General features: G+C 70.8%; 23 protein-coding genes. 9 read left to right on the top strand and 14 right to left on the bottom strand.

Going from position 1 to position 25,226, the window contains the following annotated elements; genetic code table 11:
* Nucleotides 1–96: 96 nt before the first annotated feature.
* The 3 genes from ACZ4EF_RS35520 to ACZ4EF_RS35510 form a co-directional block, all read right to left on the bottom strand.
* A complete protein-coding gene (locus ACZ4EF_RS35520) occupies nucleotides 97–486 on the bottom strand; it encodes a PPOX class F420-dependent oxidoreductase (protein WP_401722321.1) in 390 nt (129 codons plus the stop codon).
* A 270-nt stretch (nucleotides 487–756) separates the two neighbouring features.
* Nucleotides 757–1,482 (bottom strand): dienelactone hydrolase family protein, encoded by a 726-nt coding sequence (locus ACZ4EF_RS35515; RefSeq protein ID WP_401311008.1) that lies wholly within the window; start codon nucleotides 1,480–1,482, stop codon nucleotides 757–759.
* 356 nt (nucleotides 1,483–1,838) lie between these two features.
* The gene (locus tag ACZ4EF_RS35510) at nucleotides 1,839–3,044 is read right to left on the bottom strand and encodes a S8 family peptidase (RefSeq protein ID WP_467508312.1); all 1,206 of its coding nucleotides are present in this window, start codon (nucleotides 3,042–3,044) and stop codon (nucleotides 1,839–1,841) included.
* A 317-nt stretch (nucleotides 3,045–3,361) separates the two neighbouring features.
* On the opposite strand from ACZ4EF_RS35510, the gene ACZ4EF_RS35505 reads away from it, so the two are divergent.
* Together ACZ4EF_RS35505 and ACZ4EF_RS35500 are read left to right on the top strand one after the other, a co-directional pair.
* A complete protein-coding gene (locus tag ACZ4EF_RS35505) occupies nucleotides 3,362–3,664 on the top strand; it encodes an ArsR/SmtB family transcription factor (RefSeq protein ID WP_467508310.1) in 303 nt (100 codons plus the stop codon).
* Nucleotides 3,661–4,053, top strand: a complete 393-nt coding sequence (locus tag ACZ4EF_RS35500) for a VOC family protein (RefSeq protein ID WP_355345517.1) — start codon at nucleotides 3,661–3,663, stop codon at nucleotides 4,051–4,053. The genes ACZ4EF_RS35505 and ACZ4EF_RS35500 overlap by 4 nt, the downstream gene beginning before the upstream one ends.
* 269 nt (nucleotides 4,054–4,322) lie before the next feature.
* Here ACZ4EF_RS35500 and ACZ4EF_RS35495 read toward each other — a convergent pair whose 3' ends face one another.
* From ACZ4EF_RS35495 to ACZ4EF_RS35470, 6 genes are all read right to left on the bottom strand, one after another.
* Nucleotides 4,323–5,084, bottom strand: coding sequence for a nucleotidyltransferase domain-containing protein (locus ACZ4EF_RS35495; protein ID WP_467508308.1), 762 nt, complete (start codon nucleotides 5,082–5,084; stop codon nucleotides 4,323–4,325).
* 80 nt (nucleotides 5,085–5,164) lie between these two features.
* Entirely contained in the window at nucleotides 5,165–5,464 is a 300-nt protein-coding gene (locus ACZ4EF_RS35490) for a hypothetical protein (RefSeq protein ID WP_355345544.1), read from the bottom strand.
* Nucleotides 5,465–5,611: 147 nt separating this feature from the next.
* Nucleotides 5,612–6,682: an HTTM domain-containing protein gene (locus tag ACZ4EF_RS35485; protein ID WP_467508306.1), complete on the bottom strand. Its 1,071-nt coding sequence runs from the start codon at nucleotides 6,680–6,682 to the stop codon at nucleotides 5,612–5,614.
* Nucleotides 6,672–7,262, bottom strand: a complete 591-nt coding sequence (locus ACZ4EF_RS35480) for a DUF5819 family protein (protein WP_355345550.1) — start codon at nucleotides 7,260–7,262, stop codon at nucleotides 6,672–6,674. The genes ACZ4EF_RS35485 and ACZ4EF_RS35480 overlap by 11 nt, the downstream gene beginning before the upstream one ends.
* Nucleotides 7,263–7,508: 246 nt before the next feature.
* On the bottom strand, nucleotides 7,509–8,774 hold the full coding sequence (locus tag ACZ4EF_RS35475) for an ice-binding family protein (protein WP_467348780.1): 1,266 nt from the start codon (nucleotides 8,772–8,774) through the stop codon (nucleotides 7,509–7,511).
* Between the two features lie 343 nt (nucleotides 8,775–9,117).
* Nucleotides 9,118–10,482, bottom strand: coding sequence for a preATP grasp domain-containing protein (locus ACZ4EF_RS35470; RefSeq protein ID WP_467508304.1), 1,365 nt, complete (start codon nucleotides 10,480–10,482; stop codon nucleotides 9,118–9,120).
* 212 nt (nucleotides 10,483–10,694) lie between these two features.
* Here ACZ4EF_RS35470 and ACZ4EF_RS35465 point away from each other — a divergent pair, with 212 nt between their 5' ends.
* From ACZ4EF_RS35465 to ACZ4EF_RS35455, 3 genes are read left to right on the top strand one after another with little or no spacing between them, the layout of a single operon-like run.
* Nucleotides 10,695–11,336: a HemK2/MTQ2 family protein methyltransferase gene (locus tag ACZ4EF_RS35465; protein WP_355345559.1), complete on the top strand. Its 642-nt coding sequence runs from the start codon at nucleotides 10,695–10,697 to the stop codon at nucleotides 11,334–11,336.
* The gene (locus tag ACZ4EF_RS35460; protein ID WP_355345562.1) at nucleotides 11,320–11,589 is read left to right on the top strand and encodes a CDGSH iron-sulfur domain-containing protein; all 270 of its coding nucleotides are present in this window, start codon (nucleotides 11,320–11,322) and stop codon (nucleotides 11,587–11,589) included. Before ACZ4EF_RS35465 ends, ACZ4EF_RS35460 begins: the two co-directional genes overlap by 17 nt.
* The gene (locus tag ACZ4EF_RS35455) at nucleotides 11,589–12,680 is read left to right on the top strand and encodes an iron-containing redox enzyme family protein (RefSeq protein ID WP_391162051.1); all 1,092 of its coding nucleotides are present in this window, start codon (nucleotides 11,589–11,591) and stop codon (nucleotides 12,678–12,680) included. The genes ACZ4EF_RS35460 and ACZ4EF_RS35455 overlap by 1 nt, the downstream gene beginning before the upstream one ends.
* 121 nt (nucleotides 12,681–12,801) lie before the next feature.
* On the opposite strand, the gene ACZ4EF_RS35450 is transcribed toward ACZ4EF_RS35455, so the two are convergent.
* Nucleotides 12,802–13,257 (bottom strand): hypothetical protein, encoded by a 456-nt coding sequence (locus ACZ4EF_RS35450; protein ID WP_355345568.1) that lies wholly within the window; start codon nucleotides 13,255–13,257, stop codon nucleotides 12,802–12,804.
* A 294-nt stretch (nucleotides 13,258–13,551) separates the two neighbouring features.
* Between ACZ4EF_RS35450 and ACZ4EF_RS35445 the strand changes: the two genes are divergently transcribed.
* Both ACZ4EF_RS35445 and ACZ4EF_RS35440 read left to right on the top strand, forming a co-directional pair.
* A complete protein-coding gene (locus ACZ4EF_RS35445) occupies nucleotides 13,552–14,292 on the top strand; it encodes a dienelactone hydrolase family protein (RefSeq protein WP_391162053.1) in 741 nt (246 codons plus the stop codon).
* A 177-nt stretch (nucleotides 14,293–14,469) separates the two neighbouring features.
* Nucleotides 14,470–15,369 (top strand): bifunctional helix-turn-helix transcriptional regulator/GNAT family N-acetyltransferase, encoded by a 900-nt coding sequence (locus tag ACZ4EF_RS35440; RefSeq protein ID WP_355345574.1) that lies wholly within the window; start codon nucleotides 14,470–14,472, stop codon nucleotides 15,367–15,369.
* Nucleotides 15,370–15,405: 36 nt separating this feature from the next.
* Here the strand turns inward: ACZ4EF_RS35440 and ACZ4EF_RS35435 are convergent, their stop codons facing one another.
* Nucleotides 15,406–15,792: a DoxX family protein gene (locus tag ACZ4EF_RS35435; RefSeq protein ID WP_355345577.1), complete on the bottom strand. Its 387-nt coding sequence runs from the start codon at nucleotides 15,790–15,792 to the stop codon at nucleotides 15,406–15,408.
* Nucleotides 15,793–16,356: 564 nt separating this feature from the next.
* Here ACZ4EF_RS35435 and ACZ4EF_RS35430 point away from each other — a divergent pair.
* Nucleotides 16,357–16,779 (top strand): hypothetical protein, encoded by a 423-nt coding sequence (locus ACZ4EF_RS35430; protein ID WP_355345580.1) that lies wholly within the window; start codon nucleotides 16,357–16,359, stop codon nucleotides 16,777–16,779.
* A gap of 131 nt (nucleotides 16,780–16,910) precedes the next feature.
* Here the strand turns inward: ACZ4EF_RS35430 and ACZ4EF_RS35425 are convergent, their stop codons facing one another.
* Entirely contained in the window at nucleotides 16,911–17,768 is an 858-nt protein-coding gene (locus ACZ4EF_RS35425) for a LysR family transcriptional regulator (protein WP_467350932.1), read from the bottom strand.
* A gap of 18 nt (nucleotides 17,769–17,786) precedes the next feature.
* Here ACZ4EF_RS35425 and ACZ4EF_RS35420 point away from each other — a divergent pair, with 18 nt between their 5' ends.
* On the top strand, nucleotides 17,787–18,155 hold the full coding sequence (locus ACZ4EF_RS35420; RefSeq protein ID WP_355345586.1) for a hypothetical protein: 369 nt from the start codon (nucleotides 17,787–17,789) through the stop codon (nucleotides 18,153–18,155).
* 24 nt (nucleotides 18,156–18,179) lie between these two features.
* Here the strand turns inward: ACZ4EF_RS35420 and ACZ4EF_RS35415 are convergent, their stop codons facing one another.
* Both ACZ4EF_RS35415 and ACZ4EF_RS35410 read right to left on the bottom strand, forming a co-directional pair.
* Nucleotides 18,180–18,572, bottom strand: coding sequence for a hypothetical protein (locus tag ACZ4EF_RS35415; protein ID WP_391045360.1), 393 nt, complete (start codon nucleotides 18,570–18,572; stop codon nucleotides 18,180–18,182).
* 3 nt (nucleotides 18,573–18,575) lie between these two features.
* Nucleotides 18,576–25,019 carry an RHS repeat domain-containing protein gene (locus tag ACZ4EF_RS35410; protein WP_467508299.1) on the bottom strand — a complete coding sequence of 2,148 codons (6,444 nt, stop codon included), beginning with the start codon at nucleotides 25,017–25,019 and terminating at the stop codon, nucleotides 18,576–18,578.
* Nucleotides 25,020–25,226 lie beyond the last annotated feature (207 nt).

The following is a 25,226-nucleotide window of genomic DNA, read 5'->3' as shown; positions in this document are numbered from 1 at the left end:
CCACGCCGGATCGCGACACCACCCGGCCCCAGCTCCTCCGCCGACCGCCTCGGCGACGTCGGGATCGCGTTGGCGGGCGGCGACGCTGCCGCACGGTCAGGCGAGGGTGATCCGGATGCCGACGGTGCCGTCCAGGCCGCGGCGCAGGCGGCTGCCCAGGAGGGTGAGTCTTCCGGTCAACCCGTACTTGCGGGCCAGGAGACGGCGGTAGTGCTGGGTCTGCTCGCCGGTGAGGATCTCCGCCCGTCCTGGGACGGGCTCGCCCGAGGGGTTGCCGCGAATGTCGCAGGCGGACACCAGGACGTCGGCGCGGTTGCGGATCCTCTTGACCTTGCCGGAGTCGGCGACCGTCCAGATACCGAGGGCATCACCGTCCCGGATCACCCACACCGGGGTCGGAACCTCTGTGCCGTCCCGACGGAAGGTAGTGACCCGGACGTACTTGCCCGATGTCAGCCGCTCAAGGTCCGTTTGACCATCTGTCATGGCGGAAGGGTACGTCACGGCTTGGTGGAGCCTCCCTCTGCGTGCCCGGCATGCGCTTGACCAGAAGACCAGGTCGTGGGTGCGAGACCGGAGTTGGGCGATCGTCGGCCGTGCGGTGGTGACGTGCTGCCTCCGTCCAACGCCGGACGGATCTGTCGGTGTCTTCGTAGCGAATCCGAGCTGCGGTGATGCCCTGCAAACCGGAGCCGCCGGAGCCGGTGGCGATCTACCGGCCTGGTACGCGGCCCGGAAGGGCGGTTGCCGGCCGGATCACTCCGTTACGGGCAGGCACTCGGTGAGCAGGTCGATGACGTCGCGCCAGGCGCGTTGTGCGTGCTGTGGGTGGTGGCCGACGCCGGGGACCATGGGGTGGTCGACCGGCGGGTGGTGGAAGGCGTGGAGGGCGCCGCCGTAGACCACGAGGCGCCAGTCGACGCCGGCGGCCTGCATCTCGGCGGTGAACGCGTTGCGTTGCGCGGGGGGCATGATCGGGTCTTCCGACCCGACTCCGGCCCACACCGGGCAGCGGATGCGCGCTGCCTCGCCCGGCCGGCCGGTGGTCGTCGCGTTGACGGTGCCGATCGCGCGCAGGTGGGCGCCGTCGCGCCCGAGTTCCAGCCCGATGGCGCCGCCGGTGCCGTAACCGATGGCGGCGATCCGGTCGGGGTCGGTGCGCGGTTCGGCGCGCAGCACGTCCAGCGCCGCGTGGCCGATCCCCCGCATCCGGTCCGGGTCGGCGAGCAGCGGCAGGCAACGGGCCAGCATCTCCTCGGGGTCCCCCAGATAGCGCCCGCCGTGCAGGTCGAAGGCCAGCGCTACGTATCCCAGCTCGGCGAGAGCATCCGCCCGACGGCGCTCGACGTCACTGAGCCCCATACCCTCAGGCCCGAGCAGCACCGCTGGCCGCCGGTCGGTACCGGCCGGAAGCGCGAGGTGCCCGACCATCGTCAAACCGTCAGCCGGGTACTCGACCGTACGCGTGGTAACCGTCGTCATACGACTGGACCGTAATGGCCGTCGAGCCCGGTCGGGCCGCTGTTCTCCGCCGGCGGAACAGAAACATCCGCGCACACCTCGCGCCCGCCCGGCCCGAGAGCCCAAGTCATCGGCCGACCTGGCAGGTCCTGGTAGATGACGGACAAGCCGAGCGGGTCGTTTGGCGTCGCCCGGTGAGGGGGCGGCGAGGCGGACGATGGCGGGGCTGCCGCAGCCGTGGAGGGGCGCCGGGCGCCGGTGGCGGATGCCGCCAGTCCACCGGCCGTCGTATCCCGGTCGGCCACCACATGGGCGGGGTCACGGTTGACGGCCGGGTGGCGCGATCCGCCTGTCACGATGCCGACGGCTGGTCCGGGCTAGAGTCCGTCGGTGAACAGAAGTGCGTTGGGGGACGTCGGGTTGAGCTTGGTCAGGACGTTCCGGGTGGCCGTGGTCTCCAGGAATTCGGCGGTCTCGGCGGGGTCGGCCGCGGGATGTTCCTGCTTGTAGAGGACGGCGACTCCGGTGGCGTGCGGTGCGGCCATCGAGGTGCCGTTCCGGGAGGCGGAGCCGCCGCCGAGTTTGGCTGAGAGGATGCCTTCTCCGGGGGCGTAGAGATTGACGCATGGGCCCCAGTTGGAGAACGTGCTCTGTTCGTCGGACCTGTTGCTCGCCGCGACCGTGACCACCCGCTGCGCGGAGGCGGGGGATTGCTCGCAGGCGTCCTTCGCGTCGTTGCCCGCCGCGAGGACCGGCAGGACGCCCGCGTCGGAGAGGGCGGTTGTGGCGGTGTTGAGCGCCAGGGACTTCTCGCCGCCGATGGAGGCGTTGAGGACGGCGGGCTGCACGGCGTGCTTGGCGACCCAGTCCAGGCCCGCGATCACCGCGGAGTCGTCGCCGTTGCCCCGGCAGTCCAGGACTCGGACACTGACCAGGCTCGCCTTGGTGGCGACGCCGTAGGTCTTGCCGCCGACCGTGCCCGCGACGTGCGTGCCGTGGCCGTTGCAGTCGGCTCCGTCCCTGCCGTCCGCGACCGCGTCGAAGCCGAACGTGGCGCGCCCGCCGAACTCGGGGTGGCCGTAGTCGATGCCGGTGTCGAGGATGTAGGCGGTCACTCCGGCACCGTTGCCGGCGGTGATGAACTCCCCGTCGAGCGGCAGATCGCGCTGGTCGATCCGGTCCAGGCCCCAGGACGAGGCCGCCGGGCCCAGGCGTACCGCCGGGGTGGACGCGGTCGCCGGGTCGGGAACAGCGACCTTCCCGTCCTCCTCCACCGCCTCCACTCCGAGGCTGCCGCGGACGAGCGTCAACTGCTGGGGAGTGAGGCGGACAGCGAAGCCGTTGAGGACCGTGTTGTAGAAGAAGGCCGGCTTCAGACCCAGCTTCGCCGCCGTTCCGGCGGGGTCGATTCTCTTGTCGAGGGTGACGATGTACTCGCCCGGCACCCGGTCCGCCGCGCGTACCAGCGGTGCGGGCCCCGCGGCCGAAGCGGAGGCGGAAGCAGAGGGCATACCGGCGACGAGAGGCCCACTGAGGGCGAGCACGACGGCACCGGCGAGAGCGATGTTGCTACGAGTGTTCACTCGGCTCAGGTGATCACGCGGAAACGATCCCTCCCAAGGACACCTCCCGGCGATTCGCGCGACTTGCTCCTGAGACTTCTGACCCGATACCTCGGGGTCAGCGCGCAGACGCTCGCTCCGCAGCCGGACCGCCCGGCGGGCTACCTTCGATTGCCGGAACAGCTCCGAGCGGACGTCTTGGCGAGGTTCAAACCCTCGGCCGGGTCCGTCGGCGAGGTTCACGCCGCCGTCGGGTCCGTGAGCACCGCCTGGTCATCGACGGTTCCGGCGTGTGCCTCGGCTTGATAGGCAAGTGGGGGCTTGCCTATCATGGGGGCGTGGCCGATGACCTGTTCAAAGCCTTGGCCGACCCCACCCGCCGGACGATCCTCGACGAGCTCGCAGAGAAGTCAGGACAGACACTGTTCGAGATCTGCTCGCGGCTGGCGATGAAGCATCGGCTCGGGCTCTCGCGTCAGGGGGTCTCGCAGCACCTCGCCGTGCTGGAGGCGGCCGGGCTCGTCGAGACCCGGCGGGAGGGGCGCTACAAGTTCCACGACCTGAACACCGACCCGCTGCGGCAGATCACCGAGCGCTGGCCTGTCCGCGGCACGTCCGGACCAAGGGAGAGCACCTCATGAGGATCCATCTGACCAGTGTGTTCGTCGACGACCAGGCCAAGGCCCTGGCCTTCTACACGGACGTCCTCGGCTTCGTGAAGAAGTACGACGTGCCGGTGGGCGAGAAGGACCGGTGGCTGACCGTCGTCTCACCCGACGAGCCCGGCGGGACCGAACTCCTCCTGGAGCCCGCCGGCCACCCGGCCGTCACGCCCTACCGCGACGCGCTCTTCGAGGATGGCATCCCGCTCGCCCAGTTCGCCGTCAGCGACGTGAAGGCGGAGTACGAGCGCCTGTCCGGCCTCGGCGTCCGTTTCACTCAGGAGCCCCTGGAAATGGGCCCCGTGACCACCGCCGTCTTCGACGACACCTGCGGCAACCTCATCCAGATCGCGACCCAGCCCCAGTAGCCGTCCGCCCCGCGTACCCGCCTGCGTCGCGTACCCGGCGTCGTCGGGGTAGTTCATGGACAGGCAGAGCAGTACGTCGAGTCCTGAGTCGCCCGCGACGCCGAAGCGTTTCCATTCGTTGTAGTGCGGCCAGGAGCGGGACAGATCAGTGGAGCCGTCGTAGACGCTCACGACCTTGAACGTCCCGGTCGCCACCTGGCCTGCTACTCATCCGATCAGCCGAAGGTGCATCCGGCGGACCGTCTTGACGTATCCACGCTGGGCGACGCCTACTCGGGGCTTCCGCCCATCGCCAGAGTGCGCTTAATACCACGCCGCACGAAGGCGCGGGCCCGCATCGCTCGGCGGATTCGCCGCAAAGGGCTGATCGGCTTGGGATCTGCGTACCGGCGCTCATGGATGTCTCGAACCACATCTGCCGGCGCACCCAGTTCCAGCAGTTCCGCGAGGGCCTCACCCTTCGTGATCAGCCGTCCGTCGCGTAGCGTGACGGTGGCTCGGGCCAGGACCAGCAGGCCCAGATCCACCCAGATGTCCCGGAGCCAAAGTAGGGGCCTACCCGTGGCCGGAAGCCAGAACTGTTCCAGGTCGCGCCGGATGAAGTCCTCCAACTGCCCGCACGTGAGCGGCGGGAGCAGTTCCGTCGGTGACGGACCATGGAGGGTGAGCCCGCCGTCGAGCAGTTCTCGGCGGGTGACCGGTGTTACTGGGCGTTCCAGGATCATGCTGTGTGCCCAGGTGACATGGTGCGTCTCGACCTCGGAGAGCGATGTTGTGACCATGTACGAGCAGTGCAACTTGGCCGCAGCTGGCTCTTCGTCCAGCAGGCGCTGGTGAATGCTCGCCAGCCGGTCCCTGTGCTCGCCGTCCAGAGGGCGTTCGACGATCGCGATGAGATCAAGATCGCTGCGTCCCGGCTGGAAGTCGCCAAGCGCGAGTGAACCGTGTGCCCAGACGGCCACCATCGGCACCGCCAACTGTATCTCGGAGACGAACCGGTTGAGAACGAGATCCGTTTCAGTCGCCGCCATAGCCGAGATCCTCGCACACGGGCACGCACTGCGCCGCAGGTCCGGCATGCTCACGATCTACGGGGCTGGAGTACTAGTGGTCAGACGGGATCGGTGAACGAGATCGGTTTGCCGGTGGCTTGGGCGTAGGCGATCTCCCGGGTCGTGGACTCGCCGACGTAGCCGCCGGGGTTGACGATCAGAACGCGGTCGGCCAGGTCGATCTTGCGCAGGTGGAGGGCGTCCAGTGCGGTCTTCTGCTCGGTGGTGATCGGCGCGTCCGCTTCGCCCGGCGCGACGACGATGGCACCGGCGAAGGTCAGGTCACGGTTCGCCGCGCGCATCTCGGCCACGAACCGGGTGGAGCCGCAGATGCAGACGATCTCGGGCCGGTCGGCCACGGCTGAGTCCTTCGGGTCGAACGGGAAACCGTCGGAGCCGACAGTTTACGCGGCGAGATGGACACCACGCGGTCGGCGGGAGGCGGCGTGCTCGACGTCGTGAGGTCCGGGGGCGCCCGGCTCACCGGCTTCCGCTGGCGACACAGCCTAGAGCGCGGGTTGGGCGGGGATGGGGGGCGCGTCGGTGGGGTCCGGTGGCTCGGTGGGGCGGCGGAATCGGCGGAGGTGGGCGGAGAGGGAGAGGTAGAGGCGGTCGGGGAGGAAGGCGGTGTCGGCGATGATCATCGCCGCGGAGAAGAGCGGCAGACCGAGGAAGAGGGCGATGCCGGTGTGCATGCCGATCAGGACGACGAGGACGGGGTACTTGAGGCGGCCGAACAGGACAAAGGGGAAGGCGACTTGGACGAGCACGGTCACGTAACCGGCGATGACGAGCACCGTCGGAAAGCTGTCGGCGAGATGGGACAGCGCGGGCCAGGGCTGGAAGAGGGGGAGGTTGAGTACGTCGTGCAGGGCGGTGCCGTTGCCCCAGGAGGCGCCCTGGACCTTGTAGAGGCCGGCGGATCCGTAGAGGAAGCAGACCTGGGCCGCGATGACGAACATGCCGCAGTTGTGCAGCACCGTGGTCAACGTGCGCCGGATATAACGGAGTTGCACGAAGGCGTGCGCGTCCGGGCGGGCGGGGCGAAGCCGAGTGCGGCGTGCGTCCAGGGACCAGCGGCGTCCGCAGGCGGTGAACATCAGGTAGACGGACATCAGCAGGGTGAGGTTGTCGCCGCCGTCCGTCATGAAGAGCGCCCTGGCGTGGAATGAGGCGACGACGACGGCGAAGAGCACGGAGACCGCCCGCGTCCGCCAACCCAGCGCGAAGAGCGCGCAGATGATCACGGCGAAGGCGTAACAGGTCTCGAAGTAGACCTTGTTGTCGGACAGCGTGAGGACGCTGGCCCAGCCGCTCTGGGCGAAGAGCTGCCGGGAGAGGTCAGGAGTCCACGGCGAGCCGGGTCCCCAGATCTCGTCGCGATGCGAGAACTCCCGGAGCAGGAAGACGAGGTAGAGCAGTCCGTATCCGATCCGCAGCACGGCCGCCGCGTACAGGGACACCGGTCGCTCCGTGAGCAGGGCGTACGCCCGGCCGGTCCTATTCGGGGTGGGCCGCGGCACGTCGGGCGCCGGCCGCACCGCGTCGTCGGTGGACGTCACCTGGTCAGTGGTCATTCGAGGGCACCTTCCACCAGGGCAGCAAACGGGTGTCGGCGGCCGTGGCCGCGGTGGCGACCGGACGCGCGTGCTGGACGGCGACGGGCACGGTGACCACTCGGAGTTGGACGGACTGGACGGGACCGTCGCCGACGGGTCGGCGGGCCCCCACGCGCTGCACCGCGATGTTGCGCAGGTACCGCTGGGTCATGACCGCGCGGTCCGAGTGGGGCTCGTCGTCGCTCCCGTGCGTGTCGACGTAGGAGGACCAGGCCCGGCGCAGCATGTTCTGGTGGGTGTGGCTGGGGAACGGGTCGTGCTCGACCGCCGCCGTGTCGGCTGCGGTCAGGTCGACCCACGCGGTGACGTGCATGGTCCCGTCGGGGCCGGTGCTCGCGACACGGGCGTAGACCGTCCGGTCCACCGACTCGGGATCCGGCGCGAACAACTGCCAATTCTGCTCGAAGACCGGGTAGATCCAGGCGTTGATCTGGCGGCCGAACCGCTGCGAGATCGGATTGGCCGGTGCCACGTGCAGGAACACCATGGCCACATGGGTCAACGCCGTGGCCACGATCAGCGCGATTGCGATCCCCATGCCCGCTCTCAGCGGGACGGGCAGCCGGTGTTGTCCGGAGAACTCCGGTGATTCGTCCGGCAATTCCCGCACGTGCGTGTCGGAATCGACCCGCACCGCTGTCCCTGCTGCCCGCATCTGCGCCTGCCCTCTACTTTCCGCTGCTGCCTTTTGTGCGGCCCGGTGCCGCGGCGCGCGGCGGATTCGGTGTCAATTCCGCCGCGCACCGCTTGGTCGCTCACCGAGCGGGGTCGTGCTCCGGGCGCGTCAGCGCTGGTGACCCGCCTGGGAAGCGGGTTGTGCGCCGTAGCCCTGGTTGTCGGACCAACCGCCGGGCTTGCCCGGCTTCTTCTTCGGCGGGCAGTGCTTCACGGGCTTCTTGGGCGGGCAGTGCTTCACCGGCTTCTTCGGCTTGCAGTGCTTGCCCGGGTAGTGACCCGTGCCGCCGGTCGAACCGCCGGTGGTGGCCCCGCCGGTCGTCGTACCACCCGTCGTGGTGCCGCCGGTCGTGGTGCCGCCCGTGGTCCCGCCAGTGGTCGTGCCACCGGTCGTCGTCCCACCGGTGGTCGTCCCACCGGTCGTGGTGCCACCGGTCGTCGTCCCACCCGTGGTCGTCCCGGCCGTCGTCCCACCCGTGGTCGTCCCGCCCGTGGTGGTTCCCGCCGTCGTACCGCCCGTGGTCGTGCCGCCGGTGGTCGTGCCACCCGTCGTCGTGCCACCGGTCGTGGTCCCGCCGGTGGTCGTGCCACCGGTCGTCGTACCGCCCGTGGTGGTGCCACCGGTCGTCGTGCCCGTGCCGCACGCCGGCCGCGTGATGCGGTTGGTGTCCAGCGTCACCGAGCCGTTACGGGCCAGGGCGCGGCCGTCGATGCTCGCGCCCGTGGTCACGTTGATCGAGGTCAGGGCGAGGATGTTGCCCACGAAGGTGGAGTTGGTGCCGATCGTGGCCGAACTGCCGATCTCCCAGAAGACGTTGCACGGCGAGGCGCCGTTGACCAGGAGAACGCGGCTCGCGGACGCGGTGGTCAGGCCGGAGCCCACCTGGAACACCCACACGGCGTTGGGATCGCCCTGGGCGTCGAGGGTCAGCGTGCCGGTAAGGCCGAGCGTGGACGAGGAGGTGTAGACGCCGGGGACCAGGGACAAACCCCCGGCGTCCGGGGGCAGCGCCGAGTCCGTGGCCTGTCCTGCGGCGTCGTTGAACGCGGTGACCAGGTCGGACTTCGCCTGGAGGGCGACCGCGTCCGCCGAGTGCTGGGCCCCGTTGACCAGGCCGGGCGGGAACCCGGTGATGGCGGTGCCGGGGCTCACCCCGAGGTCTCCGGTGATCACCGAAGGACCCGTGTTGGTGACCGTCTGACCGGCCAGTACGGCGAAACTGTCCGCCGTTCCCAGCGGGACGGCCGTGGCGGTGGCATCCGCCTGGGTCGACACCGCGGCGACGAGAGACGCGGCGATCAGCGGCGCGACCACCGCCGCGACCCACGTGGGAATGGTGCGACCTTTCGGCGCGGGCAGGATCTGTGACGTCATAGAGGCGTGACTCCTGACAGGAACGGCAGCGAAGCCCGAAAGGCGGGTTCTGAGGACGGCCGACTCCGTGCCAGGCACACTAAAGAAAGAGATGCGGAAGCGATGCACGCATACGAGTGAAGGATTGATTTATCAACCGGCATGGTCGAATATCGCAGAATCGCGAGGCCGGAAAAACGTTCCCGCTATTGCACGTCGCGCCGGAATGCGCCGCGAGGAAGTCATTGCCATGAGCGGCCGATGATGAGCGCGGGTGCCCGCCGCTCGCGCTCAGGCGGACCGATCCGGCCCATCCGCGGTCGCCCGAAACGGAGTTCGGCCCCGCGCGGACGCGCTCCGGGGTTCAGTTCTGGAGCGCGGACGGCAGGGACGCCGCCAACTCGTCCAGCCTCCGCGCGGAGCGCGCCAGGATCGCGTACCGCCAACTCACGCCGTCCGCAGGGGCGTCGGCGTAGAGGACGACCCCGTCGCCGCGCTCGGGGTCGTAGTCCAGCGCGCGGTCACGGAGGCGGTCGAGTGCGGCGGAGAAGGAGTACGGAACGGACGCGCGGACCGTGCCCGTCGTCCAGGTGACGGGGGTGCCGCGGGCGAGGCGGACGACCAGGTCGTACGGGGTGGTCGTCGCGGTGCGGCGGACGTTGGACTCGGTGGCGTACAGGGTGCCGTCGGTGGCCACGAGGGCGTCGATGTCGTAGGGACCGCGGTAGCCGTGCGCAATCAGGTGGCGGCCGAGGGCCATGCCCCAGTCGCGCAGTTCGTCGCACACCGTCGGGTGCACGATGCCGCGCAGCGGAGCCCGGTAGCCGGTGAAGGAGCCGTCCTCGGTGCGCATGGCACCGTCGAAGAGCGGTCGCGGTCCCCCCGCCGCGGCCACGAACTGGGCGCTGATCGAGACGGTGTGGGGGACGTACTCCTCCACGGTCCACCGGCTGCCCGACCCGAATCCTTCTGACGCGAAACCGTCCGGCCCGAAACCGTCGACACCACGTCCGTCCACGCCCAAGCCGTCCGAGCCCAGACCGTCCGGCCCGACGACACCACGTCCGTCCACGCCCAAGCCGTCCGCCGCGACCAGCGGATCCTCGGCGCCGACGAACCGCAGCCCGTGCCCGCCCGCCGACCGGTCGGGTTTCACGACACCGCGCCCGGAAACGGCCGCGCGGAGCACCGCGCGTACGGTCTCGCGCAGGTCCGGGCTTGAGCAGGTGCGCCCGTACGGCACGCGCATCCCGGTCCGCTCGGCCACGGCGCGGAAACCGGCCTTGGTGTTGCACAGCTCCGTGACCGCCAGCGCTTCGGCGCCGACCGCCGGCCCGCCGCGACCGCAGGGGGACACCGGCACTCCCAGCGCGGCGGCGAGCGCGAACGTCGAGGCGTCCAGGGCGATGGGCAGCAGCCGGGTGCCGGGGCGGGCCGCCGCGAGCGCGCGCAGCTCGTCGGTCAGGCCGGGCGTGTCGGCCACGGAGTCTGCCATCGCGACACCGGGTCGATCACGGACGGTGACGATCCGTACGGAGTCCCTCGGGACGCCGGTCAGGGCGCACGCGTACCGCGCGAACGGCTCGGACAGCGGGACCGGGGTCAGCAGTACGTCACCGGGCCGGGTCAGCCAGATCTTCCGCGGGGCCTGCTCGGCCCACCGGGCGACCACGGCGTGTTCCCGCAGGTCGACAGCGAGTGCGGAGGCGAAGTTGGCAAGAACGATCAATGATGGAGTGCCACTGTCCTTCGGCGCCATAGAGGGTGTGTGCCCGCGATCGCGGCGGGAAACCCGGTTCCGGAATTTCCGGAACCGTCCGAATCCCTATCGGGTCGCCGTCCGTCGATTGGTACCCCGCATCCGGGGCAGTCGGCCCTGGACCACACAAATAGGTGACTCAAAGTCATCGCATCATGCGTCGGAGGTGGACCGTGCTGTGTATGCCAGGTGTCTATCAACCCCAGCAGGACACCCACCTCCTGATGCGGGCCATGTGCCGCGAGGCCGTGGCGCCCGGGATGCACGTACTGGATCTGTGCACCGGCAGCGGCGCGCTGGCCATCTGCGCCGCGCGGCTGGGCGCCCGGGTGACCGCCGTGGACATCGCGTGGCAGGCCGTGCTCTCGGCCCGCGCGAACGCCCTGAGGGCCGGGCGACGGGTACGGGTGCTGCACGGCGACCTCGCGGGGCAGCGGGGACGGCACGACCGCCCGTACGACCTGGTGGTCAGCAATCCGCCCTACGTCCCCTCCCCCGCGGCCGAGCCGCCGGTACGGGGCGCGGCCCGCTCCTGGGACGCGGGGCACGACGGGCGGGCGGTCGTGGACCGGATCTGCGCGACCGCGCCGCGCGTCCTGGCGCCGCACGGCGTCCTGCTGATGGTGCACTCGGCGCTGTGCGGGGTCGAGGCGACACTGGCCTCCCTGGCGGAGGCCGGGCTGCGCGCGGCGGTGACCGACCGGGAGCTGATCCCCTTCGGGCCCGTACTGCGCGGACGAACGGCGTGGCTGCGGCAGGCGGGACTGATCGACGGGGAGCAGGACAAGGAGGAGCTGGTGGTGATCCGTGCCGAACACGCCTGAGCGCCCGCGCCGCGTCCTGGTCGAACGGGACGGGCCCGTCCTGGTCGAGGGGCCGGTGACCGTCGTCGGCGACGACGGTGTCGCCGTGACCTCGCACCGCTTCATGGTCGCGGTGTGCACCTGCCGCCGCAGCCGGACGCACCCGTGGTGCGACACCAGCCACCGCCGCCGGTCCAAGGGCGGCGGGGACGGAGAGCCGCCGGCGTGCGGCGCGCAGCGGACGGCTCCGGCCGGGCCGGAGGGAGAGTCCTGATGACGACCGCGTACCCGACCGCGAACCCGCCGACCGCGAACCCGACCTCCTACCGTGAGTCGCGTGCCACCACTCCCCCGCTTCCGACGCCCCGCGGGCCGCTGTCGGCCGCCGTGGTGGCGTCGCTGCGCGACGGCGCGGGAGAGCTGCCCGGCGCCGGTGCCGTGGCCGCCGCCGATCCGTACGGCGACGACCTGCAACTCGCCCTGTATTCGCTGTACGAATTGCACTACCAGGGCTTCGCGGGTGTGGCCGACGACCGTGAGTGGGACGTGGAGCTGCTGCGGACGCGCGGCTTCCTGGAGGACCGTTTCCTGCGCCAGGTGCGCGCGGACGCGCCGGCCCGACCGCACGCGGCGGACTCCGTCGCCGCCCTGCTGGTCGAACCGGTGGGAGACGACGGCACCGGTGTCAGTCATTACCTCCAGCCCGAGGGCCATCTCGAGCACTTGCGGGAGTACGCGGCCCTGCGGTCCCTGTACCACCTCAAGGAGGCCGATCCCCACGCCTGGGTGATCCCGCGCCTCCACGGCCGGGCGAAGGCGGCGATGGTCGCCGTCGAATTCGACGAGTTCGGCGGCGGGCACGCGGAGGACATCCACGCGCGGCTCTTCGCCGACCTGATGACGGACCTCGGCCTGGACACCGCGTACGGCCGCTATCTGGACGCGGCGCCCGCCGAGGCGCTGGCGGTGGTCAACCTGATGTCGCTCTTCGGCCTGCACCGCGCGCTCCGCGGCGCGCTCGTCGGGCACTTCGCCGCCGTCGAGATCACCTCGTCGCCGGGTTCCCGGCGGCTGGCGCGGGCGATGCGCGCCAACCGCGCGGGCCCAGCCGCGGAGCGCTTCTACGACGAGCACGTCGAAGCGGACGCCGTCCACGAACAGGTCGTACGCCACGAGGTGATCGCTCCTCTACTGGCCGCGGAGCCGCAGTTGGACGCCGACGTGGTCCTCGGCATCGAGGCGACCGGGCTGCTGGAGGACCGTCTCGGCGCGGCGCTGCTCGACGCCTGGCGGAACGGACGCAGCGCGCTGCGCACGCCGTTGGAGCCGCTACGGGACCGGCCGTCGCCGCGCACCGGAGGCTGACGGTTCCCCTGCCCGACGCGGGTCCGAGGAATTGACCCACCGGCCCGGTCCGGTGGCGGCGCCATGGGCTTGGGGGCGCGCCGCCGGGCCGGTGGCCTCTTCCGGGCGGGCGGGATACGGGTCAGGACGGACGCGGGGGGCGGGCCGTGTGGTCGGGGTGGCCGTGCGTGCGGCGCGCCTCCTTCATCTCGGCCTCGTGGATGTGGCGCGCGCCGCCCGCCAGGTCGGTGCGGATCTGCTCCTCCATGCGCCGGAAGGGTTCGACGTACGTGTCGTCGTACGCCTCGACCATCTGGAAGGTCCAGTAGCCCGGCAGGACGTTGCGGCCGACGATCTCGCGTTCGAGCCGCTCCGCGTGTTCCGCGTGGCCCGCGGCCCTGAGGTGCTCGACCGCCTCGCCGAGTCGCAGGTCGGCTCCCCCGGTGAGCTGGTGGAAGTCGTACAGCCGCCCGCGCGCCCGCTCCACCGTCTCGAGGGCTTCGGAGAGGATGCCGAGCGCCTCCACCGAGGCGTCGCTCAGCCCGGCGGGACGTCGGGCCGGTGCCGCGGGGCCGCGCTCTTGTTCATGGTTGGTCATGTGCAAGACCTTCCCCGGCCGGCCGTGTCCATCACGGCGATCGGAACGCCCGGCGCGACCGGCCCGCGGCGGGAGGCCGGGGCGCACCGGGGGCGGCCGGCGGCCACGGCGTCGCGGAGAAAACCGGTTGGCGAAGCGTGCCCGGCCCTTGCTAGCCTCCGGGAGGCCGTGCGAGAGAACGAGGAGGTGGTACCCGTGAACGCAGTATCGACATGGGTGCTCCCCTCTGGGGCCACGGTCGGGCGATAGGTCGTCCGGGAGCGCCGTCAACGAGCACTCCCGAAAGGCACGACCATGCGATTCACTTCTGAGCAGCGCCTCGACGAAGGCGCCCTCGAACGCGAATTCACCCTCGGCGAGATCCCCGGCATTTTGTGGACGCCCGATACGGCGTCCGCGGTGGCACCGGCGCCGCTGATCCTGCTCGGCCACCCTCCCCTCGGGCTGCGCAAGATGTACCCCCGGCTGCTGGGCCGGGCCCTGGGCTGCGCGGCGGAGGGTTTCGCCACGGCCACCATCGAGCTCCCCGGAAGCGGCGACCGGCCTCGCCTGCCTGCCCTCGACGAGGCCCGCGCCGACCTGCGCCGGGCGATGGAGACCTGCGAGCCGGTCGGCGACGAGATCGTCCACGCCCTGGTCCTCCCCCTGGTGGAGGCGGCTGTCCCGGAATGGCGGACCGCCCTGGACGCCCTTCTCGCGCTGCCCGAGGTCGACGGCCCGGTCGGGTACTCGGGAGGGGTGATCTCCGTCGGCGTCCGGCTGGCGGTGGTCGAGCCGCGCGTCTCGGCCGCCGTTCTGTTCGCCGGGAGCCTCGTGCCCCGCGCCATCTTCGAGGAGGCCAAGCAGGTCACCATTCCCCTGCACGTCCTCCTTCAGTGGGACGACGAAGGCAACGACCGGCAGGCGTCCCTGGATCTCTTCGACACCTTCGGCTCCAAGGAGAAGTCCCTCCACGCCCACCTCGGCGGACACGCCGGAGTCCCGGAGTCCGCGGGTGCCGCCGCGGCCCAGTTCTTCACCCGCCACCTGAAGTAGCAGCGCGCCGTCAGACCGGTCCCGGACGGTAGCCCGCTCCGACCGGGACGGCCCCGCAGGAGCGCCGCCACCGGCTCGGCGGCGCTCCTCCACACGGTCCTACGACCGGAGGCACCGGGGAGCGACGTGGATCGGTCACCTCTGGTCCGACGGGACTTCTCTGACTAGAGTCAGAGAATGGACGCACGAGAGATCGCCCAGGTGCGGCGGTTCAACCGCACCGTCACCGAGCGCGTGGGCGTGCTCCACGACCGTTATCTGGGCCGGGACCGGCCGATCGGTGAGGCCCGGCTCCTGTGGGAGATCGGCGAACGGGGCCAGGACGTACGCCGGTTGCGCGAACGGCTCGGTCTCGACTCGGGATACGTCAGCCGTCTGCTGCGCTCCCTGGAGACGGACGGGCTGGTGACGGTGGAGCCGCTGCCCCGCGACAGACGGGTGCGCACCGTCCGGCTCACCGACGCCGGTCGCGCCGAGCGCGCGGTGCTCGACGGTCGCAGTGACGAACTGGCGGGCTCCCTGCTGGAGCCGCTCAACGCCGTCCAGCGCTCCCGGCTGGTCGCCGCCATGGCCGAGGTCGACCGGCTGCTTACCGCCGCGACGGTCACGCTGGACGTCGTCGACCCGGACCACCCCGACGCCGAGCACTGCATGCGCTCCTACTTCGCCGAGTTGCGCGAACGCTTCGACGCCGGTTTCGATCCCGCGCGCAGTCTCCTGCCCGACGCCGGTGAACTCCGGTCGCCGCACGGCCTCTTCCTGGTCGCCCGGCTGCACGGTGAGCCGGTCGGCTGCGCCGGTCTGAAGCTGCCGCCGGGCGCCCCGGCCGAGATCAAGCGCATGTGGGTCGCGCCGCGGGCCCGCAGACTCGGCCTCGGCCGCCGCTTCCTGGCCGAACTGGAACTGCGGGCCGCCCGCAACGGCCGCGACCTGCTGCGCCTTGACACCAACAAGGCGCTGAACGCCGCGATCAGCCTGTACCACTCCTGCGGTTTCGAGGAGGTCGCGGCCTTCAACGACGAGCCGTACGCCCACCACTGGTTCGAGAAGCGGATCACCACACCGCCGTCGGGATGAGTCCCCACCGCCACGAGGGCCGCGGCCACTGCGGCCTCACCCGGTGAAGGGGTGGGGGCCGAGGCGGCCCCAGGTGATGAACAGGGCCAGGCAGAGATAGAAGAGGTTGAGGAGGACGAAGGGGGCTTCGGCCGGGCGACGGGCGTGGGTGGTCATCGCGCCGACCATCAGGAGGCACCAGCAGATCGCGGTGACGGGGACGAAGAAGGGGGCCACGTCGAGAGCGGCGGGAAGGATGAGGCCGAAAGCGGCGAGGAGTTCGAGGACGCCGAGGGATTTGACGAAGGTGACACTGGCGTCACCGGTCCAGCCGCCGCCGTGAGTGGCGGTCAGTTTGTCCTTGGGAATGAAGGCTTTGGAAACACCGCCGGTCAGTGCCACCGCGGCCAGCAGCCCGGTGACGATCCACAGCGCGAGGTTCATCGTCCGCTCCTTGATCGGGAATTGCCTGTGTCCCGTAGGACGAGACAGCCGCCGCGCCCTGTGACACGCCAGCGGAAACGGCGCGGGACGAAGGCGGGAACGGGCACGGGACGAAGGCAGGAACAGGCGTGGGGCGAGGGCAGGACCGGGGGCGGCACGACGGCAGGACTGGCACGGGACCGGGCGCGGCCAAATACGCTGAATTTGCGCATGCTTGAACCTTGTGCGGGCCGCTTTCACCCCTTTTACCCTCCCCACAGAACCCGTGGGACCGAGAAGTCAACTCCCGCCACTGGCGTCCCCACACGTAACAAAGCGACCAATTGAACCCATGTGATGCAGGTCGGTCCAACCTGCTTACGGGGTGGGGCGACGTACCGCTATTCTCAGCCCCCGAGTGTTCGTAGAACGACGTCAACAGGGAGACAAGTCACCATGTCGCACGATGTACCGCCGCCGGGCCCACCGACTCAGCCGCCGAGCGCGAGCGGCCCGTCCGGGGGTTCTTTCGACCCGGCTTCGGTCAACCGACTCGACTGGGCAATTCTCGGTATCGGGTTCATTGTGTTGATCTTCTCGTTCTTCGACTACTACTCCTGGGATTTCGGGAGCGGTTACGGCATCAACCTCGGCAGCGTGAGTTGGAGTGCCTGGCACTTCAGCCACGGGCTGTTCATAGCCTGGTTCGCGATGGTCATCACGGTGCTCAGCGCCGCGGTGCTCGCGGTCAGCCTCTTCGTGCCCACCGTCACGCTGCCCGCGCCCGACCGCATGCTGACCTTCGTCGGCTTCGCGGTGGGCTTCGTCCTGTACCTGATCGCGATCTTCGCGCACTCCGACTTCGGCCCGGCCGGTGGCCACGGCTTCAGCTTCTGGGTGAGCCTGATCCTCGCCGGTGTCGGCGCGGTCCTCGCTCTCATGCGGGCCCAGCAGACGAACACCGCACTGCCCGGCAAGCTCAACAGCCTCCCGCGCGTCGGCCGGTAGTCAGGCAGTACGCAGCACCACACGCGGCACCGGCCGGACCGCCGCCCCACCCTCAGTACGGTGGAGGCGGCGGTCGGGCTCGCGGCTCTCGCGCACCGACGCGTGCGCGCCGCGCACCACACGCGCTACGCCTACGCCCTGCCCGCCGCTGCCACCGCCGCCCGTACGAACGAGGCGACAAGCGCCCGGTCGTCGCTCCGCGACCACGCCACGACCAGCCGGCTCGTGGGCGCGTCGGTCACCGGCACGCACACCAGACCCGGATGCGCCGGCTCGGCGAGCGACCGCGGCAGCACCGCGATCATCCGCCCCAGCACGATCATCTGGACCATCTGCGGCACGTCCGCGACCTCCGGCCCGCTCCCGTCGTCGGGCACACCCGCCCAGCCCACGCCCTGCCAGCGCGGCAGCGTCTCGCCGTCCAGATCCGCGAGCCGCAACTGCGCACGCCCGGCCAGCCGGTGGTCACGCGGCAGGATCGCCACCCGCCCCTCCACGAACAGCGTCTCGGACGCGAGCCCGGTCAGGTCGTCGAACGGCGCGTACAGCAGCGCCACATCGGCCCTGCCGTCCCGCAGGTGGTCGGCCCGGTCGGTGGCGCCGCCGAACAGCACGTCCACCCGGCGCGCGTCCGGCCGTTCCGCGTACGCGGCGAGGATCCCGGACAGCAGATTGGCGTCGCCGCCCGGCTTGATCACCAGCCGCAGCTGGGCCCGCGCGTCACCGGCCCGGCGCGCGCTCTCGGCCGCCGCGCCGACCGCGTTGAGCGCGTGGCGGCCGTGGTGCAGCAGCGCCTCCCCCGCCGGGGTGAGCGCCACATGGCGGCTCGTACGGGTCAGGAGCAGGACACCGAGGCGCGACTCGACCCGCCGGATCGCCTTCGACAGCGCGGGCTGCGCGATGGACAGGCGCTCGGCGGCGCGGCCGAAGTGCAGTTCCTCGGCGACCGCGACGAAGTACTCCAGCTCGCGCGTCTCCAGGTCACTCATGCCCTCAGGTTATCGCCGATGATCCAGAAGGTCTTGGACGTGGCGGCCGGGCGGCGGTTCCATGGACCCATGATCAGCCACACGATGATTGTCTCGTTCGAACCGTCGATCCCGGACGCGGACCTGGATCAATACCTCAAGGACATCGAAAGCCTGATGGTGGGCTCCGGGCACGTGCGTACCTTCTCCGCCCGGCGCCACATCCGTGTTCCCGCGGACGACCACAGCCCGGTGTTCACCGCCACCGCGATCGTCCACATCGGCGTCGCCGACCTCGACGCGCTCAACGCGGCCTTCGCCATTCCCGGCACCGAGGAACTCATCAGCCGCTGGCAGGCCCGCTACCCGTACCAGGTCGTCTGGGCCAACCACGAGCCGCTGGCCTGACCGACCGACCGGGCGGGCGCGTGTTCAGTGCGCGCGCTTCCGCCGCACCCACGCCACGACGAAGCCGACGGCGGGCAGGGGCAGGGCCAGGACCGCGAAGAGCGCGGCCAGCACGAGGACGATCGCCGCCTTGCCCGCCGGGCCCTCGTCACTGGCACCGACGATCCGGACCGCGCAGGAAGCCGCCGCCCCGGCCACCGCGAGCGCGGCCACGGCGACGGCCTCCCGCCGGACGCCCAGGCGTCCGAGCAGGACGCCCAGCGGGATGCCCAGGACGCCGACGGCGGCGAAGGCGGCCAGCAGGGTGACCACCGTGGGGTCGACGGGCGAGGCCGCCCTCGACGCCCATGGAGTCGCCACCGCGGCGGCGATCCATGGGGCCGAGGACAGCCAGGCCCTACGCGTCGTGCGTGTCATCCGTTATTTGTTCTCCATGGCGTTCCGCAGATTGCGGGCCTGCTGCTGCCACTGCTGCTTGGCGGCGCCCATCTTGACCCCGGCCCACGCGAACCAGTTCGAGCCCGTCGTGTACGCCTTCTGCGTCAGGTACACGCCGTCCTTCCGGGACGAGATCGAGAACTTGATCTGCGAACCGGCGTCGTCGAAGTATCCCTTGTTGGTCACCGTGAAGGTGAAGGAGGTCTTGTCCTTGAAGGACACCTTCACCTTGCCGGGTCCGCCCGCGATCCGGCCGAGGCCGTGCGCGATCGAGTCGCCCGGGTGCAGCGTGCACATCGCGCCCTGGGTGAAGGCGTCGCAGCCGGTCACCTTGAACGGGAACATCTCCTTCGGGTGCGCCTTGAAGTAGGCCATGATCTCCTCGGGTGTGCCGAGGCTGTTGGGCCCGATCAGCTCCGACATCGTGTATTTGTAGCTCGGGTGCGGCGAGAAGGCGACGGACTTCTCCTGCGCGTGCGCGGCCGCGTACGTGTCCCGCTCGGGCTCCGGCGCGTCGCCGCCGTACAGGTCCTTGATCAGGTCCTGCCACCGGTGTTCCCTCGGCGAGGAGATGCCGAGGGTGCCGCACAGGTCGTCGCAGTGGCGTCGCGCGTAGGAGACCTTGCGCTGCGTCTTGAGGCTGACGTACGGGTTCTGGTTGACCTTGCTGCTGCTGCACTCGGTGTGCACGCAGTCACCGGTCTGGGTCGCCCACGCGCTGCAGTCCTTGCCGCAGGCGTTGCCGTGCTCGTCACAGCCCTCGTGACCGTTGCGGCAGGTGTACAGGCCCGTCGGGTCGCTCTGGGAGACGGGGTCGTTGCCCGCGTACGCGTAGCCGTTGAGCGACTGCGGGTCGCTGGTGTCGAGGTCGGCGTCGACCGAGGTGAAGCGGCCGGTCGACGGGTCGTAGTCGCGGGCGCCGAGGTGGGTCAGGCCGGTGCCCGGGTCGTTGACGCCGCCGACGAAGCCCTTGTCCCCCGACCAGGCGGTCGGCGCCGTGCCGCGCGGTTCCCCGAAGGGGGTGGTACGGCGCTGCTGCATGGTCAGGTCGGCGCCGTTGATCTGGAGTTGGCTGGTGCCCTGGCTGTCGGCGATCAGGAACGACACCTTGTTGTCGTCGGTGCGCATCGCCTGGTTGCCGTCGCCGAGGTCGTAGTAGCGGGTGGCGCGCGGTGTGGTCGACCCCTTGGCGAGGGCGACCTCGGTGCCGCCGAGGTAGAGCGTGCTGCCGCTGTCGGTACGGACCACCAGCCGGTTGCCGTCGGCGTCGTAGACGTACGAGGTGGTCTTCGTACCGCCGTTGCCGTCGACCGCGGTCACCTGGGTCAGGTGGCCCTCGGTGTCCCACACCTGGGTCTGCTTGGCCGCGCCGACCGTGCTGGTCTGGGTGCCGCCGATCGCGTCGTACGTGTAGGACTTCAGCGTGCTGCCGCCGGGGCCCGTGGTCCGCGTCTGGCTGAGCGTGTGCGGCTGGGGGCTGGTCGGGGCGGGGTAGGAGTAGTCGCGGACGGTGTCCTGTGCGGTGGCGCCGGTGGCGGAGTGGTCCGTCTCCTTGGTGCGGTCGCCCGCCTTGTCGTAGCCGAAGGACTGCCAGTACGCGGCCGGGCCGCCGAGTGCCGCGGCGCTCGGGGTGGCCGCGCAACCCGCCGAGTCCTGCGCCCACGCCTCGGTCAGCCGGCCCAGGTAGTCGTACTGGAAGCACTGGGCGTCGGTGCCGTCGCGGGAGACGTCGGTGAGCGAGGTGATGTCACCGGCCGGGTCGTAGCCGTACGTGGCGGACTTGTCGGTGCCCGGCGCGTCCTGCCGGTCGACGCGGGAGTTGGACAGCCGCTGGGTGCCCCACTGGTAGGTGTTGGTGACCTGGGTCATCTTCTGCCCGGCCGCCTGGAAGGTGTACTGGAGCGCCTGGCCGGTGTAGCTGTACGTGGTGTTGGTCGTGTACGTGGCGCCGCCGGAGCCGGACACCGTGCTGGGCCGCAGCACCTCGTCGTAGGTCGGGGTGACCGCTTCCGCGGGCAGGCTGCCCGCCGCGGGGTAGCCGACGGACTGCGTGGTGCCGTCCGCGTTGTACTGCACGTTGCCCTGGTAGGAACCGGCGAGCGCGCCTTCGGCCGCCGGGATCGTGGTCGTCGTGCGGTGGGCGCGGTACAGGTTGTCGTACAGCGAGTAGGCCACGGTGTACGCGGAGCCCGTGGCGCCGCCGACGTAGCGGGCGGCCGAGGCGATCTGGCCCTTGAAACCGGCCGGGTCCCACACGTGCTTGGTCAGCAGCGGGCCGGTCGCGTCGCCGTCGTGGGTCTCGGTCTCCCGGCCGAGCCCGTCGTAGAGGTGGGTGACGCTCTTGCCGCGCTGGTCGGTGCTGGAGACCAGTTGGCCGCGGTCGTCGTAGCCGGAGTCGGTCGTGCCCTTGTCGGGGTCGATCGCCTTGGTCTGGTTGCCGCGCTGGTCGTAGCGGTACTCCCAGACGGTGCCCGACGCGTCGGTGACCTTGGAGAGCTTGCCCGCCGGGGTGTAGTCGTAGAGCGTCTTGTCGTACGGGCCCGTGGGTGTCGCGGCCTGGTACTGGTCCAGCTCACGGACGTTGCCGCCCGCGTCCACGACCGTGGTGGTCGGTGTGCCGCCCTTCGGCGGGGTGACCGTGGTGCGGTCGCCGCCGTAGGCCGTGGTGGTGGTCGCGAGGACCTGGCCGCCGTCGCCGTTGCCCGCGATCTGCTGGCTGCGCACGACCCGGCCGAGACCGTCGTAGGTGTTCCACGTCTGCGTCTCGACCGACAGCGCGTCGTCCACCTTGTACAGCACGGTGGAGGGCGCCTTCGCCGCGTAGTACGAGGCGAAGGTCTTCGCGGGCAGGCCGCGTTCGTCGTAGAAGGTGTCGGAGACCAGCATGCCGCCCTTGGGCCCTGGCGTCTGGGCCTGACGGACCCTCAGGAAGCCGTCGTACAGCGCGTACGCGGTCTGCGTGCCGGTGCCCGCGAGGCTCGTGGTGGCCACCACCGGGGGCTTGCCGTCGGCCAGTGTGTACGTGAAGGCGGAGTTGGGCGTCTGGTTGTTGGCCTTGGAGCGGTCGGGCAGCCAGATCCTCAGCTTGCGGCCCAGCGCGTCGTATGTGGTGTCGGTGCGCTTGCCGTTGGTGTCGACGACCGTGACGGGCAGCCGGCGTACGGGGTCCAGGGTCGTGGTGGTGGTCTGCGCGGTGCTCGCGTCTCCCGCGGTGGCCGGCGGTGTGGTGACCATCGTCGTGGTCGGGAAGCCGGTCGCCGGGGCGTAGACCGTGGTCGTGACGCGGCCGTCGGTGCGGTCGGTGCGCTGGGGCGCGCCGGTCACGGTCGCGGTGACGTTGCCGCTCAGATCGGTGGCCGAGACGGCGCGGCCGTAGGAGTCGTAGGCCGCGGCGGACTCCAGGTAGGTGGCGGTGGTGCCGTTGTGGGACTTCAGGCTCGCCACGTGCGTGGCGTCACCCGCGGTCGGCGCGGCTCCGTAGGCGTGGCCGTCGTAGGCGGTGCGGATGTCCGACAGGACGTCCTTGGTGTAGTCGGGGGTCGCCGAGCAGGGCACCGCGACCGTGAGAATCCGCGAGGGGTTGTCCAGGATCCAGTCGGTGGCGTTGTCGACGTAGGTGGTGGTGGCGCACCGGTCGTCGGCGGCGGTGGAGATGTCGCCGTGGTCGTCGGTGGTCAGGACGCGGCCCGCGGTGTTGTCGAAGGTGCGGGTGACGTCGGTGATCCGCCACGACGAACCGGCGCCGTTGTCCAGGGAGGTCCAGGCGCGGGTCTCCGCGGTGCCGGTCAGATTCGCGGCGATGGTGCCCCAACTGCGGCTGACCGAGGCCGTTTCGTGGTGCCAGGGGGTGCTGACGGTCTTGTCCAGCACCTTGCCGTCGGGCCCGGAGTAGTGCTCGGTCTTGTACTCGACGCCCGCCAGCGAGTCGTGGTCGGTGATGGTGCCGCCGTTGTCGTCGGAGACGGTCACGGTGCGCTTGCCGCCGGTCGTCTTGTCGGCGTCCATGCCGCGCAGGTAGTAGTGGTCGGTCCGCGAGCTCATGCCGACCGGGTCCTGGCCGCCGGTCTCGACCTGGACGTGGGCGTAACCGCGCCAGGTGGACCAGGACTTGTACTTCTCCTTGGTGATGCCGTCGTCGGAGTCGTAGTGCCAGGCGGCCCCGCCGAGGTAGTCGTACCTGGTGACCTCGTCAGGCGAGGAGGCGGTGCGGTCGGACTGGATGACCTGCTTCACCACGTACTTGTTGAACCACTGGCGCGACGGGTCCTCGTCGCCCTCCTTGGTGAAGGACTGCGGGAAGCAGAGCGTGGTGTTGGTGTCGGGGGTGGGCAGGTGCGCGGCGTCGCAGGCCGCGGTGGAGTAGGTGATGTCGGTCTGTCCGCCGGTCTCGTCGTCGATGGTCGAGACGCGTTCCTTGATGAACGGCGAGGTGTTGTCACCGGGGATGTCCAGCCGGTTGGTGCGCTGGTCGTACCCGAAGGTGATCTTCGGCATGGTCAGGTCGGGCGCGCCCTCGGGGGTGTCGGCGTTGCCCGTGTGCTCGATCGACGCCAGCTCCAACTGGTAGTCGATGTCGGCCATGCCCCACTGGTGGCCCAGCTTCCACGTGTCGACCGGGGTGTACTTCCCGGCCGAGGTGAGCACCTGCGAGGTGACCGCGGTCAAGCGCTCGCGGGTCCAGAAGGACGGGCCGAAGGAGTGGCAGTCGCCGGTCGACTTGCAGTTGAGGTCCCACGGCGTGTCGTACCAGGGGGAGGCGGCGTTGTCGATCTTCGAGGCGTCGCAGGCGCCCGCCGTGGCGGACAGGCACCTCTCCCCGCTGGTGAAGGCGACCTGCGCGAGGGCCTTGGCCGAGTACATCGCGGTGGACTTCAGGCCGTAGTCGATGTGGTCCAGGTAGCCGCCGCGGACGTAGGTCGTGGGGCTGGCGGCGGTCCTGGCGCGGCCGTAGTAGTTGGTCTCCTTGGTGTAGTAGTACGCGATGGCGTTGCCGTGCGGGTCGACGGAGTAGTCGAGATTCCACCGCCAGCCCTGCTGGCACCAGGAGTTGGCGAAGGTGGAGGCGTGGCACGGCTCGTCGGCGTTGTTGCCGAAGACCGGCACGGTCCAGGTGGAGTCGGTGGTCGCCTTGCCGCTCGCCCAGCCGGGCAGCCGGTTGTAGCCGAAGTAGTACTGGCTGCCGTCGGTGAGCGTCAGTCGCCAGTACTCGTCGTTGCGCGCGCCGTTGGAGCGCACGTCGGTGGAGGTGCCGTAGACCCGGTCGACCTTCGTGCCGTCGTCGCCCTTGATCCGGAAGGAGTTGGTGCCGGTGGCGACCAACTGGCCGGAGTGGCCGTCGAAGGAGATCGACGCGTTGTCGTACGCCCAGCACAGGTCCTCGTACTTCTTGCCCGAGGAGTCCTTGGCGCCTTCGTCGCCGCAGGACTTGTAGCTGCGCTCGATGTAGCCGGGCGACAGGTCGAAGCCGTCACCGGCCCAGGACGCCTGGTTGTTGGTGCTGCTGGTGCGGCCGTCGACGCTGCCGGAGTCGTAGGACAGGCCGACCTTCGGGGTGAAGCTGCCCGGCACGTCGGGGGCGGGCATGTCGTAGGACCAGGTGAAGGAGCCGGTGTTGGGCCCGACGTTCCAGTTCGAGGACGGGGACAGCGAGGTGGCGGTGTAGTCGCCGTGGTCGCTCGACGTGCCCGCGGTGGCCGCGAGGACCGTCGCGGTGCCGGGCGCGCCCGAGGACGCCAGGGTCAGCGCGTCGGCGGTCAGCGTGTGCGCGGCCGCGTCGTTCGTGGCGCGGACCGGGGTCCGCGTGGTGCAGGCGGGCTTGTCGGGGGTGGTCAGCGCGCACGCGGGCAGTGTGACCAGGCGCAGCCGGGCCGCGTAGGCACCGCCGTACGCCTGGGCGTACGCGCTGTCGTCCACGCGGACGCCGACCGTTCCGCCCTCGGCGTCCGCCCGCGGTGCGACGGTGAACAGGAGGCCGTCCACGCCCGCGGCCCGCGTGGTCTTCCGGTCCAGGACGCGTACGGTCGCGGCGCCGGTCAACGGCGCGGCCGTCGCCTTGGCCGCGCCGCGGGCCGTGGCGGATGGCGCCGCCGCCGGCACGGTGAGGGTCACCGGGAGCTTTCCGGCGCGCACCGCCGTGGGCGCGGCGTGCGCGGCGGGCAGCGTCACCGTGGCGGTTCCGGGCGCGGCCCAGGACTTCTCCGCGGCCCGGTCGTCGGCCCGGTGCGGCAGGCCGTCCTCGGCGCGGGGCGCCGTCGTGGTGCTGGAGTGTCCGGCCACGGGCACGCCCGGGGACGGTGTTCTCGGCATGTCGTCGGCCTGGGCCGCCGGTAGCGCGGCCACTTGCAGCAGGCCCGCCACCAGTGCTCCGCAGGCGAGCAGCGCGGCCTTGCCGCGCGCGCCGCCCGTTGATGTCCGTCTGTCGCTCACGCTTGTCCCGTCCCCATCCCTCACCGTGTGCGCCCCCGTCTTCCGACGTCGGCAGCACGAACCGCCGCCGGGCTCCGCCCGTGAGCACGTGTCTGATCTGTCACTTCGTCGAATGCCACGCGTCCGGGGGGGGGGGGGGGGGGGGGGGGGGGGGCACGGGGGGGGGGGGGGGGGGGGGGGGGGGGGGGGGGGGGGGGGGGGGGGGGG

It is taken from the genome of Streptomyces sp. NPDC025721 (assembly GCF_055558595.1).
This window is presented reverse-complemented; position numbering and strand designations above follow the sequence as displayed.

Coding starts and splice junctions, on each gene's coding strand:
- ACZ4EF_RS35480 (WP_355345550.1), bottom strand. CDS start 7,262: ATGGGGATCGCAATCGCGCTGATCGTGGCCACGGCGTTGACCCATGTG.
- ACZ4EF_RS35495 (WP_467508308.1), bottom strand. CDS start 5,084: ATGGCGGCGACTGAAACGGATCTCGTTCTCAACCGGTTCGTCTCCGAG.
- ACZ4EF_RS35445 (WP_391162053.1), top strand. CDS start 13,552: ATGCGATTCACTTCTGAGCAGCGCCTCGACGAAGGCGCCCTCGAACGC.
- ACZ4EF_RS35485 (WP_467508306.1), bottom strand. CDS start 6,682: ATGACCACTGACCAGGTGACGTCCACCGACGACGCGGTGCGGCCGGCG.
- ACZ4EF_RS35450 (WP_355345568.1), bottom strand. CDS start 13,257: ATGACCAACCATGAACAAGAGCGCGGCCCCGCGGCACCGGCCCGACGT.
- ACZ4EF_RS35425 (WP_467350932.1), bottom strand. CDS start 17,768: ATGAGTGACCTGGAGACGCGCGAGCTGGAGTACTTCGTCGCGGTCGCC.
- ACZ4EF_RS35475 (WP_467348780.1), bottom strand. CDS start 8,774: ATGACGTCACAGATCCTGCCCGCGCCGAAAGGTCGCACCATTCCCACG.
- ACZ4EF_RS35440 (WP_355345574.1), top strand. CDS start 14,470: ATGGACGCACGAGAGATCGCCCAGGTGCGGCGGTTCAACCGCACCGTC.
- ACZ4EF_RS35420 (WP_355345586.1), top strand. CDS start 17,787: ATGATCCAGAAGGTCTTGGACGTGGCGGCCGGGCGGCGGTTCCATGGA.
- ACZ4EF_RS35415 (WP_391045360.1), bottom strand. CDS start 18,572: ATGACACGCACGACGCGTAGGGCCTGGCTGTCCTCGGCCCCATGGATC.
- ACZ4EF_RS35520 (WP_401722321.1), bottom strand. CDS start 486: ATGACAGATGGTCAAACGGACCTTGAGCGGCTGACATCGGGCAAGTAC.
- ACZ4EF_RS35435 (WP_355345577.1), bottom strand. CDS start 15,792: ATGAACCTCGCGCTGTGGATCGTCACCGGGCTGCTGGCCGCGGTGGCA.
- ACZ4EF_RS35500 (WP_355345517.1), top strand. CDS start 3,661: ATGAGGATCCATCTGACCAGTGTGTTCGTCGACGACCAGGCCAAGGCC.
- ACZ4EF_RS35515 (WP_401311008.1), bottom strand. CDS start 1,482: ATGACGACGGTTACCACGCGTACGGTCGAGTACCCGGCTGACGGTTTG.
- ACZ4EF_RS35465 (WP_355345559.1), top strand. CDS start 10,695: ATGCCAGGTGTCTATCAACCCCAGCAGGACACCCACCTCCTGATGCGG.
- ACZ4EF_RS35455 (WP_391162051.1), top strand. CDS start 11,589: ATGACGACCGCGTACCCGACCGCGAACCCGCCGACCGCGAACCCGACC.